17 protein-coding genes and 1 pseudogene are annotated in these 15,058 nt (G+C 63.3%); 11 read left to right on the forward strand and 7 right to left on the reverse strand.

The genetic code is table 11. From position 1 onward, the window contains the following. Nucleotides 1-12 precede the first annotated feature (12 nt). Both LOY42_RS25810 and LOY42_RS25815 read right to left on the reverse strand, forming a co-directional pair. Nucleotides 13-1,152, reverse strand: a complete 1,140-nt coding sequence (locus tag LOY42_RS25810; protein ID WP_102684797.1) for an MFS transporter — start codon at nt 1,150-1,152, stop codon at nt 13-15. A 133-nt stretch (nt 1,153-1,285) separates the two neighbouring features. Next, nucleotides 1,286-2,779: an aldehyde dehydrogenase gene (locus LOY42_RS25815; protein ID WP_139674880.1), complete on the reverse strand. Its 1,494-nt coding sequence runs from the start codon at nt 2,777-2,779 to the stop codon at nt 1,286-1,288. A 195-nt stretch (nt 2,780-2,974) separates the two neighbouring features. On the opposite strand from LOY42_RS25815, the gene LOY42_RS25820 reads away from it, so the two are divergent. Beyond that, nucleotides 2,975-3,334 carry a cupin domain-containing protein gene (locus LOY42_RS25820; RefSeq protein WP_046857580.1) on the forward strand — a complete coding sequence of 120 codons (360 nt, stop codon included), beginning with the start codon at nt 2,975-2,977 and terminating at the stop codon, nt 3,332-3,334. Between the two features lie 106 nt (nt 3,335-3,440). Here the strand turns inward: LOY42_RS25820 and rpmG are convergent, their stop codons facing one another. Both rpmG and rpmB read right to left on the reverse strand, forming a co-directional pair. Then, complete coding sequence (gene rpmG, locus LOY42_RS25825; protein WP_003253507.1) at nt 3,441-3,596, reverse strand: 50S ribosomal protein L33; 156 nt, start codon at nt 3,594-3,596, stop codon at nt 3,441-3,443. Nucleotides 3,597-3,607: 11 nt separating this feature from the next. Further along, a complete protein-coding gene (gene rpmB / locus LOY42_RS25830) occupies nt 3,608-3,844 on the reverse strand; it encodes a 50S ribosomal protein L28 (protein WP_023629974.1) in 237 nt (78 codons plus the stop codon). A gap of 372 nt (nt 3,845-4,216) precedes the next feature. Here rpmB and LOY42_RS25835 point away from each other — a divergent pair, with 372 nt between their 5' ends. Then, on the forward strand, nt 4,217-5,806 hold the full coding sequence (locus LOY42_RS25835) for an ABC transporter substrate-binding protein (protein WP_111531892.1): 1,590 nt from the start codon (nt 4,217-4,219) through the stop codon (nt 5,804-5,806). Between the two features lie 57 nt (nt 5,807-5,863). On the opposite strand, the gene radC is transcribed toward LOY42_RS25835, so the two are convergent. Continuing rightward, nucleotides 5,864-6,544, reverse strand: a complete 681-nt coding sequence (gene radC, locus LOY42_RS25840; RefSeq protein ID WP_102684800.1) for a RadC family protein — start codon at nt 6,542-6,544, stop codon at nt 5,864-5,866. Nucleotides 6,545-6,671: 127 nt separating this feature from the next. Between radC and coaBC the strand changes: the two genes are divergently transcribed. The 8 genes and pseudogenes from coaBC (at nt 6,672) to LOY42_RS25880 (ending at nt 13,075) form a co-directional block, all read left to right on the forward strand. Continuing rightward, a complete protein-coding gene (coaBC, locus tag LOY42_RS25845) occupies nt 6,672-7,883 on the forward strand; it encodes a bifunctional phosphopantothenoylcysteine decarboxylase/phosphopantothenate--cysteine ligase CoaBC (protein WP_102684801.1) in 1,212 nt (403 codons plus the stop codon). A gap of 5 nt (nt 7,884-7,888) precedes the next feature. Further along, nucleotides 7,889-8,344: a dUTP diphosphatase gene (dut, locus tag LOY42_RS25850; RefSeq protein WP_102684802.1), complete on the forward strand. Its 456-nt coding sequence runs from the start codon at nt 7,889-7,891 to the stop codon at nt 8,342-8,344. A 135-nt stretch (nt 8,345-8,479) separates the two neighbouring features. Beyond that, nucleotides 8,480-9,853: pseudogene (locus tag LOY42_RS25855) on the forward strand (phosphomannomutase/phosphoglucomutase); the annotation flags it as partial. A 30-nt stretch (nt 9,854-9,883) separates the two neighbouring features. Next, nucleotides 9,884-10,789, forward strand: a complete 906-nt coding sequence (argB, locus tag LOY42_RS25860; protein ID WP_023629901.1) for an acetylglutamate kinase — start codon at nt 9,884-9,886, stop codon at nt 10,787-10,789. 206 nt (nt 10,790-10,995) lie between these two features. After that, nucleotides 10,996-11,676 (forward strand): CsgG/HfaB family protein, encoded by a 681-nt coding sequence (locus LOY42_RS25865; RefSeq protein WP_102684804.1) that lies wholly within the window; start codon nt 10,996-10,998, stop codon nt 11,674-11,676. A gap of 30 nt (nt 11,677-11,706) precedes the next feature. Further along, on the forward strand, nt 11,707-12,075 hold the full coding sequence (locus tag LOY42_RS25870) for a DUF4810 domain-containing protein (protein ID WP_102684805.1): 369 nt from the start codon (nt 11,707-11,709) through the stop codon (nt 12,073-12,075). Continuing rightward, nucleotides 12,072-12,731, forward strand: a complete 660-nt coding sequence (locus LOY42_RS25875; protein ID WP_028689941.1) for a DUF799 domain-containing protein — start codon at nt 12,072-12,074, stop codon at nt 12,729-12,731. Before LOY42_RS25870 ends, LOY42_RS25875 begins: the two co-directional genes overlap by 4 nt. 137 nt (nt 12,732-12,868) lie before the next feature. Beyond that, complete coding sequence (locus LOY42_RS25880) at nt 12,869-13,075, forward strand: hypothetical protein (RefSeq protein ID WP_139674874.1); 207 nt, start codon at nt 12,869-12,871, stop codon at nt 13,073-13,075. 56 nt (nt 13,076-13,131) lie between these two features. Here the strand turns inward: LOY42_RS25880 and pyrE are convergent, their stop codons facing one another. Continuing rightward, the gene (gene pyrE / locus LOY42_RS25885) at nt 13,132-13,773 is read right to left on the reverse strand and encodes an orotate phosphoribosyltransferase (protein WP_102684575.1); all 642 of its coding nucleotides are present in this window, start codon (nt 13,771-13,773) and stop codon (nt 13,132-13,134) included. 80 nt (nt 13,774-13,853) lie between these two features. On the opposite strand from pyrE, the gene LOY42_RS25890 reads away from it, so the two are divergent. Continuing rightward, a complete protein-coding gene (locus LOY42_RS25890; RefSeq protein WP_023629898.1) occupies nt 13,854-14,633 on the forward strand; it encodes an exodeoxyribonuclease III in 780 nt (259 codons plus the stop codon). A gap of 47 nt (nt 14,634-14,680) precedes the next feature. On the opposite strand, the gene LOY42_RS25895 is transcribed toward LOY42_RS25890, so the two are convergent. Then, nucleotides 14,681-15,049 carry a DUF4870 domain-containing protein gene (locus LOY42_RS25895; protein ID WP_139674867.1) on the reverse strand — a complete coding sequence of 123 codons (369 nt, stop codon included), beginning with the start codon at nt 15,047-15,049 and terminating at the stop codon, nt 14,681-14,683. Nucleotides 15,050-15,058: the final 9 nt, after the last annotated feature.

A 15,058-nucleotide genomic window follows, 5' to 3' on the forward strand; every position in this document is an offset into this window, starting at 1 on the left:
GATTGCAATCGGTCAGGCAGAAGCCGGCTCGAAGGCATCTCGCCGCCGCGTCAGCAGCACCAACCCCGCCGCGCCCACTGCCATCAGCAACGGCAGCGCATGCCCGCTGATCCACTGGCTTCCCGCCCCGGCCAGCAAAGGTCCGAGCAGGCAACCGATACCCCACAGCTGCGCCACATGAGCATTGGCCCGCACCAGTTCGTCATCCCGGTAGCGCTCGCCGATCAGCACCAGCGACAAGGTGAACAACCCACCCGCACTGGCACCGAACAGCACCCACAGCGGCCAGATCACAGGTGTGTGCAACAGCAGGGGAATCGCCAGGCTGGACACCATCAAGGTCAGTGCACAACCGCTGAACAACGTGCGCCGCGACATGCGGTCGGCCAAGGCGCCAATCGGCAATTGCAACACCGCATCACCCACCACCACGGTGCTGACCATGAACAACGCCACCTCCGTGGTGAACCCTTGCTGCAGGCAGTACACCGGCAGCAACGTCAGGATCATCGCCTCGAATGCCGCGAACAGCGCGATGGCCCAGGCGATCACCGGCAGACGCCGACAGAAGCCGAACAGGTCGGCGAAGGTGACGCTGCACGCCTCGGTGGTCGGTGCACCGCCGCGCCCCAGCAGGATCAGCGGCGCGACCAGCAATAACCCGGTCGCGGCCCAGAAACCGAAATCGTCGTCCGAACCCAGAAAACCCAGCACCAGCGGCCCGGCCAACTGGCTCAGCGCATAGCTGCTGCCATACAGCGCCACCAACCGGCCACGCCACTGTTCGACCACCAACTGGTTGATCCAGCTCTCACCAAGGATGAACACCACCGTCAGCGACATACCGATCATCAAACGCAGCACCAGCCACAGGGCATAGCTGGGCAGCACCGCCACCAGGCCGATCGACAGCGCCCCACCCCACAGGCACAGGCGCATGGCCATGGGCACGCCGACCCAGCCGGCAAGACGGCTGGCCAGGCTGGCACCGACCAATACTCCGAGGGCCGGCATCGCCGCCATCACACCGATGGCGAACCCACCGTAGCCCCAGCCCTCCAGGCGCAGGGAGACCAGCGGCATGCTCACGCCGAGCGCAAGCCCGACACTGAGCACCGACGCGAGGACGGCAAAGTAGGTTCCCCAACGCATCACAGCCTCCTTTCAGCGCAAATCGTGTATGACAGAGACGACAAAGCCGGGACGGCGTGAACCGGCCCGGCTGTCTGCGGCTCATCGCGGGGCAAGCCCGCTCCCACGAGTACCGCGATGAGACGTTACTGGATCACAGCTTGATCCAGGTCGCCTTCAGCTCGGTGTACTTCTCCAGCGCGTGCAGCGACTTGTCACGGCCGTTGCCCGACTGCTTGAAGCCACCGAACGGCGCGGTCATGTCGCCACCGTCGTACTGGTTGACCCAGACACTGCCGGCGCGCACGGCGCGAGCAGTCTTGTGTGCCTTGGAGATGTCCGAGGTCCAGATGCCTGCCGCCAGGCCGTATGGCGTGTCGTTGGCGATGGCCACGGCCTCTTCGGCGGTATCGAAGGTGATCACCGACAGTACCGGGCCGAAGATCTCTTCCTTGGCGATCTTCATGGCGTTGGTCACGCCGTCGAAGATGGTCGGCTCGACGTAGGTGCCGCCGCTCTCCTCGAGGGTACGCTTGCCACCGGCCAGCAGCTTGGCGCCATCCTGATGGCCGGCCTCGATGTAGGACAGCACGGTGTTCATCTGCTGGGTGTCGACCAGTGCGCCGACGGTGGTCGCCGGGTCCAGCGGGTTGCCCGGTTTCCAGGCCTTGAGGGCCTCGACCACCATGGGCAGGAACTTGTCCTTGATCGAGCGCTCGACCAACAGGCGGGAACCTGCGGTGCAGACTTCGCCCTGGTTGAAGGCGATGGCGCTGGCGGCAGCCTCGGCGGCGGCCTGCAGGTCAGGGGCGTCGGCGAAGACGATGTTCGGGCTCTTGCCACCGGCTTCCAGCCAGACACGCTTCATGTTCGACTCACCGGCATAGACCATCAGCTGCTTGGCGATCTTGGTCGAGCCGGTGAACACCAGGGTGTCGACGTCCATGTGCAGGGCCAGGGCCTTGCCCACGGTGTGGCCGTAGCCTGGCAGCACGTTCAGCACGCCAGCCGGAATACCGGCCTCGATGGCCAGCTGGGCGATGCGGATCGCGGTCAGCGGCGACTTTTCGGACGGTTTGAGCACGATGGAGTTACCGGTGGCCAAGGCAGGGCCCAGCTTCCAGCATGCCATCAGCAGCGGGAAGTTCCACGGTACGATGGCACCGACCACACCCACTGGCTCGCGGGTCACCAGGCCGAGCTGGTCGTGCGGGGTCGGCGCGACTTCGTCGTAGACTTTGTCGATGGCTTCGGCGGTCCAGTGGATGGCGTTGGCCGCCCCCGGGATATCGATGCTGGAGGAGTCACCGATCGGCTTGCCCATGTCGAGGGTTTCGAGCAGGGCCAGTTCCTCGACGTTCTTGCGCAGCAAGTCGGCGAAGCGGATCAGCTTGGCCTTGCGCTTGGCGGGGGCCAGGCGAGACCAGGCGCCGGATTCGAACACGGCGCGGGCGTTGTCGACAGCGCGGTTGGCGTCGGCCAGGTCGCAGCTGGCGACCTTGGCCAGGAAGCGTCCGTCCACCGGGCTCAGGCAGTCGAAGGTTTCACCGGATGCGGCATCGGTGTATTCGCCGTTGATGAAGGCGCGACCTTCGATCTTCAGTTGCTGGGCACGCTGTTCCCAGTCCGCACGAGTCAGGGTGGTCATAGGAAACTCCTCTCTTGTTAAGGTGCAACGCCGCACTGAGGACTCACGGGCGCTGTCAGAAATTCTGGCCGGGTGACGACGCACACGGGCACCTGCCACCCTAAACCAGGGCGGGGAAACTATCAATATATTTGACACCAACGGCTCAAATGCCTACTGATGTTCATTTTATTAAACAACAACAGGGTAACCACCATGAGTATCACCAGCATCGTCGACTTTGCTCAGGTTCTGACCGAAGCCGAACGCTACCGCCCGGCGGCGGAGAAAATCCTCAAGGGCGAGCCTGACCAAGCTGTCTACAACCACTACGCCAGCCCGTGCGGGCAATTCGCCGCGGGCGTCTGGGAGGGCGAGGTGGGCCAGTGGACGGTGAACTACACCGAGCACGAGTACTGCGAGATCGTCCAGGGTGTGTCGGTGCTGCGCGACCAGGACGGTGGCGCCAAGACCTTGCGTGCCGGCGATCGCTTTGTGATCCCCGCAGGCTTCAAGGGCACCTGGGAAGTGCTGGAGCCGTGCCGCAAGATCTATGTGATGTTCGAGCAGAAATGAACCCGATCGCGGGACCCGGCTTCATGCAGGCCCCGCGATGACTTTGCTGGAGACATAAAAAAACCCGCCACCTTGCGGTTGCGGGTTTTTTCAGGTTGCCGATCAATTACTTGATCTTGGCTTCCTTGTACACCACGTGCTTGCGGACGACCGGATCGTACTTCTTGATCTCGATCTTGTCCGGAGTGGTGCGCTTGTTCTTGTCGGTGGTGTAGAAGTGGCCGGTACCGGCACTCGAAACCAGACGGATCAATTCACGCATGATGTTCTCCTTTAAACCTTGGCGCCAGCGCGACGGATGTCGACCAGAACGGCATCGATGCCGCGCTTGTCGATGATACGCATGCCTTTGGCGGAAACGCGCAGACGCACGAAGCGCTTCTCGGACTCAACCCAGAAACGGTGGTGCTGCAGGTTCGGCAGGAAACGACGACGGGTTTTGTTGTTTGCGTGGGAAATATTGTTCCCAGTTACCGGACCCTTACCGGTAACTTGACAGACTCTCGACATGCCTCAGCCCTCTAAAACCACATGCCCAACCCGGCATGGGTTGGCCGCTTAATCTCTCAGTCAATGGCGCCAAGGCGCCGTGTTCCCGGGGGTCTTATCGGCCGGGTGCGCTTACGCGACAGACCGAGCCCCTAGAAAAGAGCGCTGCTTTATACCAGAAAGACTCCGCCACAACAACAGAATATGAGAGTTCCGGTCGGGCCGAGCGCGCCTGGGCAGCATAACGACTGGGGCGGCAAGCTGTCGACCGCCCGTCGCCGAATTAATGCGAAAGGGTGTGGTCATTTGCCCATGCCCGCACTAGGGTAGGACATTTCCTCAATTTTCCAGACTGCACCGGCAGATGGGCCACCGACCAGCCAAGGAGTCACCATGCGTGCCGCCGCCCTTTCCCTCCTGTTCACCACCCTGTGCGCCGCGGGCTTTGCCCAGGCCGCAGCGCTGTCGGTGTGCACCGAAGCCAGCCCCGAAGGCTTCGACGTGGTGCAGTACAACTCGCTGACCACCACCAACGCCTCGGCCGACGTGCTGATGAACCGCCTGGTCGAGTTCGACGCCGCCGAGGGCAAGGTGGTGCCGAGCCTGGCGCAAAGCTGGACGGTGTCGCCTGACGGCCTGGTCTACGACTTCAAGCTGCGCCCGGACGTGAAGTTTCACACCACCGCTTACTTCAAGCCGACCCGCGAACTGGACGCCGACGACGTGCTGTTCAGCTTCCAACGCATGCTCTACCCGGCCCACGCCTGGCACAAGACCGCCCCGGGCGGCTACCCGCATGCCCAATCTCTGCAACTGGGCAGCCTGATCAAGGCCATCGACGCACCCGAGCCGCACACCGTGCGCTTCACCCTGACCCACGCCGACGCCACTTTCCTGGCCACCCTGAGCATGGGCTTTGCCTCGATCTACTCCGCCGAGTATGCCGACAAGCTGCTCAAGGCCGGCACCCCCGAGAAACTCAACAACCAGCCAGTGGGCACCGGCCCGTTCGTCTTCCAGCGTTTCCAGAAAGACGCCGTGGTGCGCTACCGCGCCAATCCTGACTATTTCGCCGGCAAGCCGTCGATCGACCCGCTGATCTACGCCATCACCCCGGACGCCAACGTCCGCCTGCAAAAGATCAGGCGCGGCGAATGCCAGGTGGCCCTGTCGCCCAAGCCGCTGGACATCGCCGAGGCCGGCAAGGACGGCAACCTCAAGGTCGCCACCACCCCGGCATTCATGACCGCCTTCGTCGCCATCAACAGCCAGCACCCGCCACTGGACAAGCCTGAAGTGCGCCAGGCCATCAACCTGGCCTTCGACAAACCGGCCTACCTCAAGGCCGTGTTCGAAGACACCGCCACCGCCGCCACCGGCCCCTATCCGCCCAATACCTGGAGCTATGCCAAGGACCTGCCCGGCTACACCATGGACCACAGGAAAGCCAAGGCACTGCTGGCCAAGGCCGGCCTGGCCGAGGGATTCGAGACCACCATCTGGACCCGCCCGTCGGGTAGCCTGCTCAACCCCAACCCCAGCCTGGGCGCACAGATGCTGCAGGCCGACCTTGCGAAAGTCGGCATCAAGGCCGAGATCCGCACCATCGAGTGGGGCGAGCTGATCCGCCGCGCCAAGGCCGGCGAGCACGACCTGCTGTTCATGGGCTGGGCGGGTGACAATGGCGACCCGGACAACTTCCTCAGCCCGCAGTTTGCCTGCGCCGCGGTGAAGTCCGGGACCAACTTCGCCCGGTTCTGCGACAGCCGCCTGGACCAGCTGATCAACGCCGGACGCACCACCAACGACCAGAGCGTGCGCAGCCGGCTGTACCAGCAGGCTCAGACGCTGATTCAGCAACAGGCGCTGTGGCTGCCGCTGGCGCATCCGACTGCGGCCGCGCTGCTGCGCCAGGACGTACAGGGTTACCAGGTGAGCCCGTTCGGGCGGCAGGATTTCAGCAAGGTCTCAGTCAATCGCTGACGCCCAATCGCGAGGCAAGCCCACAGTCATTGTGAACGCGAGCTTGCCCCGCGCTGCCTAACCGGCCAGCCATCCATGCTCGACCATCGACAACGGCTCGCCATCACCCACGATGACGTGGTCCAGCACCCTCACATCGATCAATGCCAGCGATCGTTTCAAAACAAGCGTCAGGTGCACATCATCCTGACTTGGCTCGCAATTGCCCGACGGATGGTTGTGACAGAGGATCAAGGCCGCAGCGTTGTGCAGCAAAGCCCGTCGCACCACTTCGCGCGGATAGATGCTCGCCCGGTCGATCGTGCCGCGGAACAGGATCTCGAACGCCAGCGGCCTGTGCTTGGTGTCCAGGAACAGACAACCGAACACCTCGCTGGCCTCATGCCGCAGCATCGCCTTCAGGTAACGCCGCACAGCCAGCGGGCTGTCCATGACCGACTCGCGCTCGATGGACGTCGCCAGGTTCCTGCGCCCGATTTCAAGCAAGGCCTGCAACTGGCTGTACCTCACTGGCCCCAGCCCCAGTTCGCCAAGAAACGCCTGTCGATCAGCCTCGAGCACCTGACGCAAGCCGCCGAATTTCAGCAAGAGCCCGCGCGCCAGCTCCAGCACGTTGCGCCCTTTCACGCCGGAGCCGAGAAATACTGCCAGCAGTTCTGCATCGGAAAGGCTGCCAGACCCGCGCTGCAATAACTTCTCCCTCGGCCGTTCTTCAGCCGGCCACTCCCTGATGTTCATTTCCCCTCCTCGCCTGCCACTACGGCCCCTTTGGGCGCTGTGTTAATCTAGTTCGCTTCGAAAATGCGACGATCTGCCGCAGGTAGCTGTCGTCGCCACCCGCTTTCACTGGAATAAGGCAAGGCCTATGCAGCGGTTGTATCGCAAGCGCATCGTTCTCGGCGTGGGTGGCGGCATCGCCGCCTACAAGAGCGCCGAGCTGATTCGCCGACTCCTGGAACACGGCGCGCAGGTGCGCGTGGTCATGACCCGTGGTGGCGCCGAGTTCATCACCCCGCTCACGCTGCAGGCGCTGTCCGGCCACCCGGTCCATCTGGACCTGCTCGACCCCGCGGCCGAAGCGGCCATGGGCCATATCGAGCTGGCCAAATGGGCCGACCTGGTGCTGATCGCCCCGGCCACTGCCGACCTGATGGCGCGCATGGCCCAGGGCATGGCCGACGACCTGCTGACCACCCTGGTACTGGCTACCGACGCCACCGTCGCCGTCGCCCCGGCGATGAACCAGGCCATGTGGCGCGACCCGGCGACCCAGGCCAACCTCGAGCTGCTGAAAAGCCGCGGCATCCAGGTATTCGGCCCGGCTTCCGGCAGCCAGGCCTGTGGCGACGTGGGCCTGGGCCGCATGCTCGAAGCCACCGACCTGGCCTGGTGCGCCGCCGAAAGCTTCAAACGCCAGGCCCTGACCGGCAAGCACGTGCTGATCACCGCCGGTCCTACGCAAGAGAACATCGACCCGGTGCGTTACATCACCAACCATAGTTCAGGGAAGATGGGCTTCGCCCTGGCCGAGGCTGCTGCCGAAGCCGGGGCCCGGGTGACCCTCGTCACCGGACCTGTGCACCTGCAGACCCCCGACCGGGTCAGCCGTATCGACGTGGTGAGCGCGCGGGACATGCTCGCGGCCTGCGAAGCTGCCATGCCTTGCGACCTGTTCATCGCCTCGGCTGCGGTCGCGGACTACCGCCCTGAGGTCGTCGCCTCACAGAAGCTTAAGAAAGATCCCACTACCGGCGACGGCATGCTGCTGCAGATGGTGCGCAATCCCGATATCCTTGCGACCATTGCCGGCCGCGCCGATCGCCCGTTCAGCGTCGGTTTCGCCGCCGAGACCGAGCACCTGCTCGACTACGCCACGCGCAAGCTCAAGGACAAGAACCTCGACCTGATCGTCGCCAATGATGTGGCCAACCCCAGCATCGGCTTCAACAGCGAGGAAAACGCCCTGACCGTGATAGACCGGCAGCAGCATCAAACCCTCTTCGCGCAGACCAGCAAAGGCAAGATTGCCCGTCAGCTGGTCGCCTTCATCGCCGAACGGCTCAACCAGGTTCAATAAGTTACATGCACGCTCTTCAAGCCAAGATCCTCGACCCTCGCCTGGGCACCGAATTCCCCCTGCCGCAGTACGCCACTCCAGGCTCGGCAGGCCTCGACCTGCGCGCCCTGCTCAAAGAAGACACCGTCCTCGAGCCAGGCCAGACCCTGCTGATCCCCACCGGCCTGTCGGTGTACATCGGCGACCCGGGCCTGGCGGCCATGATCCTGCCGCGCTCAGGCCTGGGCCATAAGCACGGCATCGTACTGGGCAACCTGGTCGGCCTGATCGACTCCGACTACCAGGGCGAGCTGATGGTGTCCTGCTGGAACCGCGGCAGCACGCCGTTCACCATCACCGTCGGCGAGCGCATCGCGCAGCTGATCCTGGTGCCGGTGGTGCAGGCGCACTTCGATATCGTCGAGCAGTTCGACGAAACCCAGCGTGGCGCCGGCGGCTTCGGCCATTCGGGCACCCGCTGAGCCGACGACAGACCGTTCGGGCCATGGATGGCGAACTCTGCGGCGAAACCACCGTCCAAGCGTTCAGTTTGTGCCTGCCCAGAAGCCTTTGAATACTTGGAGTCCCCAGAGATGAACGACATGGCCCAGCTGGTCCCCGCACTGCCCGACAGTATCTTCCGCGCCTATGACATCCGTGGCGTGGTCGGCAAGACCCTGCATGCCGAGACCGCTTACTGGATCGGCCGCGCCATTGGCGCCCAGACCCTCGCCCAGGGCGAACCGCAGATCTCGGTCGGCCGCGACGGTCGCCTGTCCGGCCCGATGCTGGTCGAGCAACTGATCAAGGGCCTGGTCGAGGCCGGTTGCCAGGTCAGCGACGTCGGCCTGGTGCCGACCCCGGCGCTGTACTACGCCGCCAATGTGCTGGCCGGCAAGTCGGGCGTGATGCTCACCGGCAGCCACAACCCGTCGGACTACAACGGTTTCAAGATCGTCATCGCCGGCGACACCCTGGCCAATGAACAGATCCAGGCCCTGCTGACCCGCCTGAAGACCAATGACCTGACCCGTGGCGATGGCCGCGTGGAAAAGGTCGAGATCCTTGAGCGCTACTTCCAGCAGATCGTCGCCGATGTGAAACTGGCCAAGCGCCTGAAGGTGGTTGTCGACTGCGGCAACGGCGCGGCCGGCGTGGTCGCTCCGCAACTGATCGAAGCGTTGAACTGTGAGGTGATCCCACTGTTCTGCGAAGTCGACGGCAACTTCCCCAACCACCACCCGGATCCGGGCAAGCCCGAGAACCTGGAGGACCTGATCGCCAAGGTGAAAGAGACCGGCGCCGATATCGGCCTGGCCTTCGATGGCGACGGTGACCGCGTGGGTGTGGTGACCAACACCGGCAGCATCGTCTACCCCGACCGCCTGCTGATGCTGTTCGCCCAGGACGTGCTGTCGCGCAACCCGGGCGCCGAGATCATCTTCGACGTCAAATGCACGCGCCGCCTGACCCCGCTGATCGAACAGCACGGTGGCCGCGCGCTGATGTGGAAGACCGGCCACTCGCTGATCAAGAAGAAGATGAAACAGACCGGCTCGCTGCTGGCCGGCGAGATGAGCGGGCACATCTTCATCAAGGAGCGCTGGTACGGTTTCGACGACGGCATCTACAGCGCCGCGCGCCTGCTGGAGATCCTCAGCAAGGCCGGGCAGGACGCCGAAAGCCTGTTCGCCGCATTCCCCAATGATATTTCCACGCCGGAAATCAACATTGATGTGACCGACGAGGGTAAATTCAGCATCATTGATGCACTGCAACGCGACGCCGACTGGGGCGAAGCCAGCCTGACCACCATCGACGGTGTGCGGGTCGACTACCCCAACGGCTGGGGCCTGGTTCGCGCCTCCAACACCACACCGGTGCTGGTGCTGCGCTTCGAGGCCGACAGCGCCGCAGAACTCGACCGAATCAAGGCTGTATTCCGCACGCAGCTGCTGCGGGTCCAACCAGGCCTGCAACTGCCGTTCTGACGACTATCCGTTCCTTACCTGGAGCCCTGCATGACCCTCGATCGCGATGCCGCTTCCCATGTAGCCGAGGTTTTGTCCGAAGCACTGCCTTACATCCGCCGCTTCGTCGGCAAGACCCTGGTGATCAAGTACGGCGGCAACGCGATGGAGAGCGAGGAGCTCAAGACCGGCTTCGCCCGTGACATCGTGCTGATGAAGGCCGTGGGCATCAACCCGGTGGTGGTGCACGGTGGCGGCCCGCAGATCGGCGACCTGCTCAAGCGCCTGTCGATAGACAGCCACTTCATCGATGGCATGCGCGTGACCGACGCGGCGACCATGGACGTGGTGGAGATGGTCCTGGGCGGCCAGGTGAACAAGGACATCGTCAACCTGATCAACCGCCACGGCGGCAGCGCCATCGGCCTGACCGGCAAGGATGCTGAGCTGATCCGCGCCAAGAAGCTCACCGTCACCCGCCAGACGCCGGAGATGACCACCCCGGAAATCATCGACATCGGCCATGTCGGCGAGGTCGTCAGCGTCAACACCGACTTGCTGAACATGCTGGTCAAGGGTGACTTCATCCCGGTGATCGCGCCGATCGGCGTGGGCGCCAACGGCGAGTCGTACAACATCAATGCCGACCTCGTGGCCGGCAAGGTGGCCGAGGCGCTGAAGGCCGAGAAGCTGATGCTGCTGACCAACATCGCCGGCCTGATGGACAAGCAGGGCGAGGTCCTCACGGGGCTGAGTACCGAGCAGGTCAACGAACTGATCGCCGATGGCACCATCTACGGCGGCATGCTGCCGAAGATCAAGTGCGCACTGGATGCCGTCCAGGGTGGCGTGAACAGCTCGCACATCATCGACGGTCGCGTGCCGAATGCCGTGCTGCTGGAGATCTTCACCGACAGCGGCGTGGGCACGCTGATCAGCAACCGCAAACCACGCTGATCCAGCTGTAATCCTATCGCGGGGCAGGCCCGCTCCCGGCTGGGAGCAGGCCTGCCCCGCGATGCATCCATCCCCGCTCACTCAAAAAGATGGCTTATAGCCATTACCCTTGATGTTTGACTATCAAGAATCCCGGTAGACTGCCGAAACAACGTGACAGCATGCTTGCTCGTTACGAATAGTTTCTATTTACCTGGAGAACACGCGTGAAATACGCATCACAAGGACTCGTGCTGGCAGCCGCCCTGGCTGTCGGGTCCATCGCCGGCTGTGCCACCGAAACCTCCACCGCTGTTGCCGTGCAACAGGTCGAAAGCGTCAGTCGTCCCTACAGCGGCGTGCGCACGCCGATCGCCGTGGGCAAGTTCGACAACCGCTCCAGCTACATGCGCGGCATCTTCTCCGACGGCGTCGACCGCCTCGGCGGCCAGGCCAAGACCATCCTGATCACCCACCTGCAGCAGACCAACCGTTTCAACGTGCTGGACCGCGATAACATGGGCGAGATCCAGCAGGAAGCGGCCATCAAGGGCCAGGCCCAGCGCCTGAAGGGCGCCGACTTCGTGGTGACCGGCGACGTCACCGAGTTCGGCCGCAAGGAAGTCGGCGATCACCAGCTGTTCGGCATCCTCGGCCGCGGCAAGACCCAGATCGCCTACGCCAAGGTCGCCCTGAACATCGTCAACATCAGCACATCCGAAGTGGTCTATTCGAGCCAAGGCGCCGGTGAATACGCCCTGTCCAACCGTGAAGTCATCGGCTTCGGCGGCACCGCCAGCTACGACTCGACCCTCAACGGCAAAGTGCTCGACCTGGCCATGCGCGAAGCTGTCAACAAGCTGGTGGGCGCAGTCGAAAGCGGCCAGTGGAAACCACAGGCGCAATAACAAGCACAACACGACAAGGAAGACCGTTCGATGAGCATCACCTACCCGGCCTGGCGCACTGTCGCCGGGCTGCTGCTGGGCAGCGTCCTGCTGGCCGGCTGCAATTCGCCCAAGACCCTGTACCAGTGGGAAAGCTACCAGCCCCAGGTATACGGCTACCTCAAAGGTGACGCCAAGGAAGAACAGGTCACCGCCCTGGAGCGCGACCTGGAGAAGATCAAGGCCAAGAACGGCGCAGTGCCACCGGGCTACCACGCGCAGCTGGGCCTGCTGTACTCCAGCCTGGGCAAGGATGACCAGATGATCCAGCAGTTCCGTACCGAAAAAGCGCTGTTCCCTGAGTCGGCGGCCTACATGGACTTCCTGATGAGCAACGCCAGCAAGGGAGCCCAGCAATGATCAAGCGCCTGACCCAACTGATCGTCGGCGCCTGCGTGCTGGCCCTGTTCGCCGGCTGCGCCGAGCGCAAGAGCATCGACTATTCGGCCTACAAGCAGAGCCGACCGAAGTCGATCCTGATCCTGCCGCCGCTGAACGAGTCGCCCGACGTCAAGGCCACCTACAGCATGCTGTCCCAGGTCACCTATCCGCTGGCCGAGGCCGGCTACTACGTGATGCCGGTGGCGCTGGTGGACGAGACGTTCCGCCAGAACGGCCTGACCACGCCGGCCGATATCCACCAGTTGCCCACAGCCAAGCTGAACGAGATCTTCGGCGCCGACGCCGGCCTGTACGTGACCGTCAGCGACTACGGCACCCGCTACATGGTGCTGAGCAGCGCGACCATCGTCACTGCCAGCGCCAAACTGGTCGACCTGAAGACCGGTGCCACCTTGTGGACCGGCAGTGCCACGGCCTCCAGCGAGGAAGGCAAGCAGAACCAGGGTGGCCTGATCGGCATGCTGGTGGCGGCGGCCATCAACCAGATCATCAGCAGCGTGCAGGATGATGCCGGCTACCCGATCGCCGGGATGACCAGCGCACGCCTGCTGACGCCCTACCCGAATGGCGGGATCCTCTACGGGCCACGTTCGCCGAAGTACGGCACAGACTGACACGACGCGCAGGCGGCCCAAGGGCCGCCTTTCTTTTCCAGTTCGGAAAAATCCTACCGCCAGCACGGACAGGCACTACAACACGCATCTCTGCCAGCCGACTAGCATTCCAACTCCACCCCATCGGAGATACAGCGATGCAGAAAGAACTGGTCAAATATGGCAGCGATGTTTCCGCAGGCAGCTACGAATGCGCCGACTGCGGACGCAAGTACTCCAACCAGGGCAAGACCTCGATGCCTCCCTGCCCTGACTTCACCCCCGGCACCCACCCCAAGCGTGGCTGGAAGATCCTCACCGGCGTCGGTGATGCCGTGCAGGACCCTTACCCGAACCGCAGCTGAACCGCAGGCACGAAAAAGGCGACCCGGAGGTCGCCTTTTTCGTGCTTGCGGGCCGGTCAGATACCGTACTGCGCGCGGTAGGCCTCGACCGCCGGCAGGTGCTGCTTGAGCTGCGGATCGTCGGCCAGGAACTCCAGCACCTGGGTCAGCGAGACGATGCTGACCACCGGGATACCGAAGTCGCGTTCGACTTCCTGGATCGCCGACAGCGCGCCATTGCCCCGCTCTTCGCGGTTCAGTGCGATCAGCACACCGGCGGCCTTGGCCTGCTGGGCGTTGATGATCTGCATGACCTCGCGGATCGCGGTGCCGGCAGTGATCACGTCGTCGATGATCAGCACGTCACCGGCCAGCGGGGCACCGACCAGGCTGCCGCCCTCGCCGTGGTCCTTGGCCTCTTTGCGGTTGAAGCACCACGGCACGTCGAGCTGGTGCTGCTCGGCCAGGGCCACGGCAGTGGCCGCCGCCAGGGGAATGCCCTTGTAGGCCGGGCCGAACAGCACGTCGAAGGGGATCTTGCTGTCGACGATGGCCGCCGCGTAGCAACGCCCCAGCTGCGCCAGGGCGGACCCGGTATTGAACAGGCCAGCATTGAAGAAGTACGGGCTGGTACGCCCCGATTTCAGGGTGAACTCACCGAAGCGCAGAACGCCGCGATCGATGGCAAAACGGATGAAGTCGCGCTGATACGGCTGCATGAAAGGTCCCGGACACCACGGATTTAGCTAAATGTGTTGAGCTCGGGTATCATACACGCACGAGATTTTTGGGGCCATTTATGCGGATCATCAGTGTGAACGTAAATGGCATTCAGGCTGCGGCCGAGCGTGGATTGCTCAGCTGGTTGCAAGCCCAGAATGCCGACGTCATCTGCCTTCAGGATACCCGCGCCTCGGCCTTTGAACTCGACGACCCAGCTTTCCAGCTCGATGGCTATTTCCTTTACGCCTGCGACGCGGAGGTGCCCACCCAAGGTGGCGTGGCACTTTACTCGCGCATGCAGCCCAAGGCAGTCATCACCGGCCTGGGCTTCGAGACAGCCGACCGCTACGGGCGTTATCTGCAAGCAGATTTCGACAAAGTCAGTATTGCCAGCCTGTTGCTGCCTTCGGGCATGAACGGGGACGAAGACTTGAACCAGAAGTTCAAGTTGATGGACGACTTCGCCAAGTACCTGGACAAGCAACGCCGCAAGCGTCGCGAGTACATCTACTGCGGCTCGTTCTACGTGGCGCAGCAGAAGCTCGACATCAAGAACTGGCGTGACAGCCAACAGTCGCCGGGCTTCCTGCCACCCGAACGCGCCTGGATGGACGCCATCGTCGGCGACATGGGTTATGTCGATGCCCTGCGCGAAGTCAGCCGTGAAGGCGACCAGTACAGCTGGTGGCCGGACAACGAGCAGGCCGAGATGCTCAACCTGGGTTACCGGTTCGACTACCAGATCCTCACCCCAGGCCTGCGCCGTTTCGTGCGCAACGCCCGCCTGCCGCGCCAGCCGCGCTTCTCCCAGCACGCGCCGCTGATCGTGGACTACGACTGGACGCTGACCATCTGAGAATGGCACGCACAAAAAAGCCGACCATCAGGTCGGCTTTTTTGTGTCTATCTGATCGGCCGCCAGATGAAGGGATAGCGATACGGCTGCCCTTCATTGGCCTTGACCGCTGCCAGGATGATCAGGATCAGCACCGTCACCATCAGCACGGCGAACAGCAGGATGCCGATGAACACGAACATCAGCAGGAAGCAGACGAAGCCGGCGATGGTCACGCTGATCTGGAAGTTCAGCGCCTCCTTGCCCTGGGCATCAATAAAAGGATCCTGCTCGCGCTTGAGGTGCCACAGCACCAGCGGGCCCAGCAAATGCCCCAGAGGCAGCACCAGCCCCAACAATGCCGAGAGGTGGCAGAACATTGCCCATTGCCTGATATCGGCGCTGGGCGGGGTGATCGGTAGATCCGAATCGTTCATGTCCCGCAC

It is taken from the genome of Pseudomonas sp. B21-023 (genome assembly GCF_024749165.1).
GTDB lineage: Bacteria > Pseudomonadota > Gammaproteobacteria > Pseudomonadales > Pseudomonadaceae > Aquipseudomonas.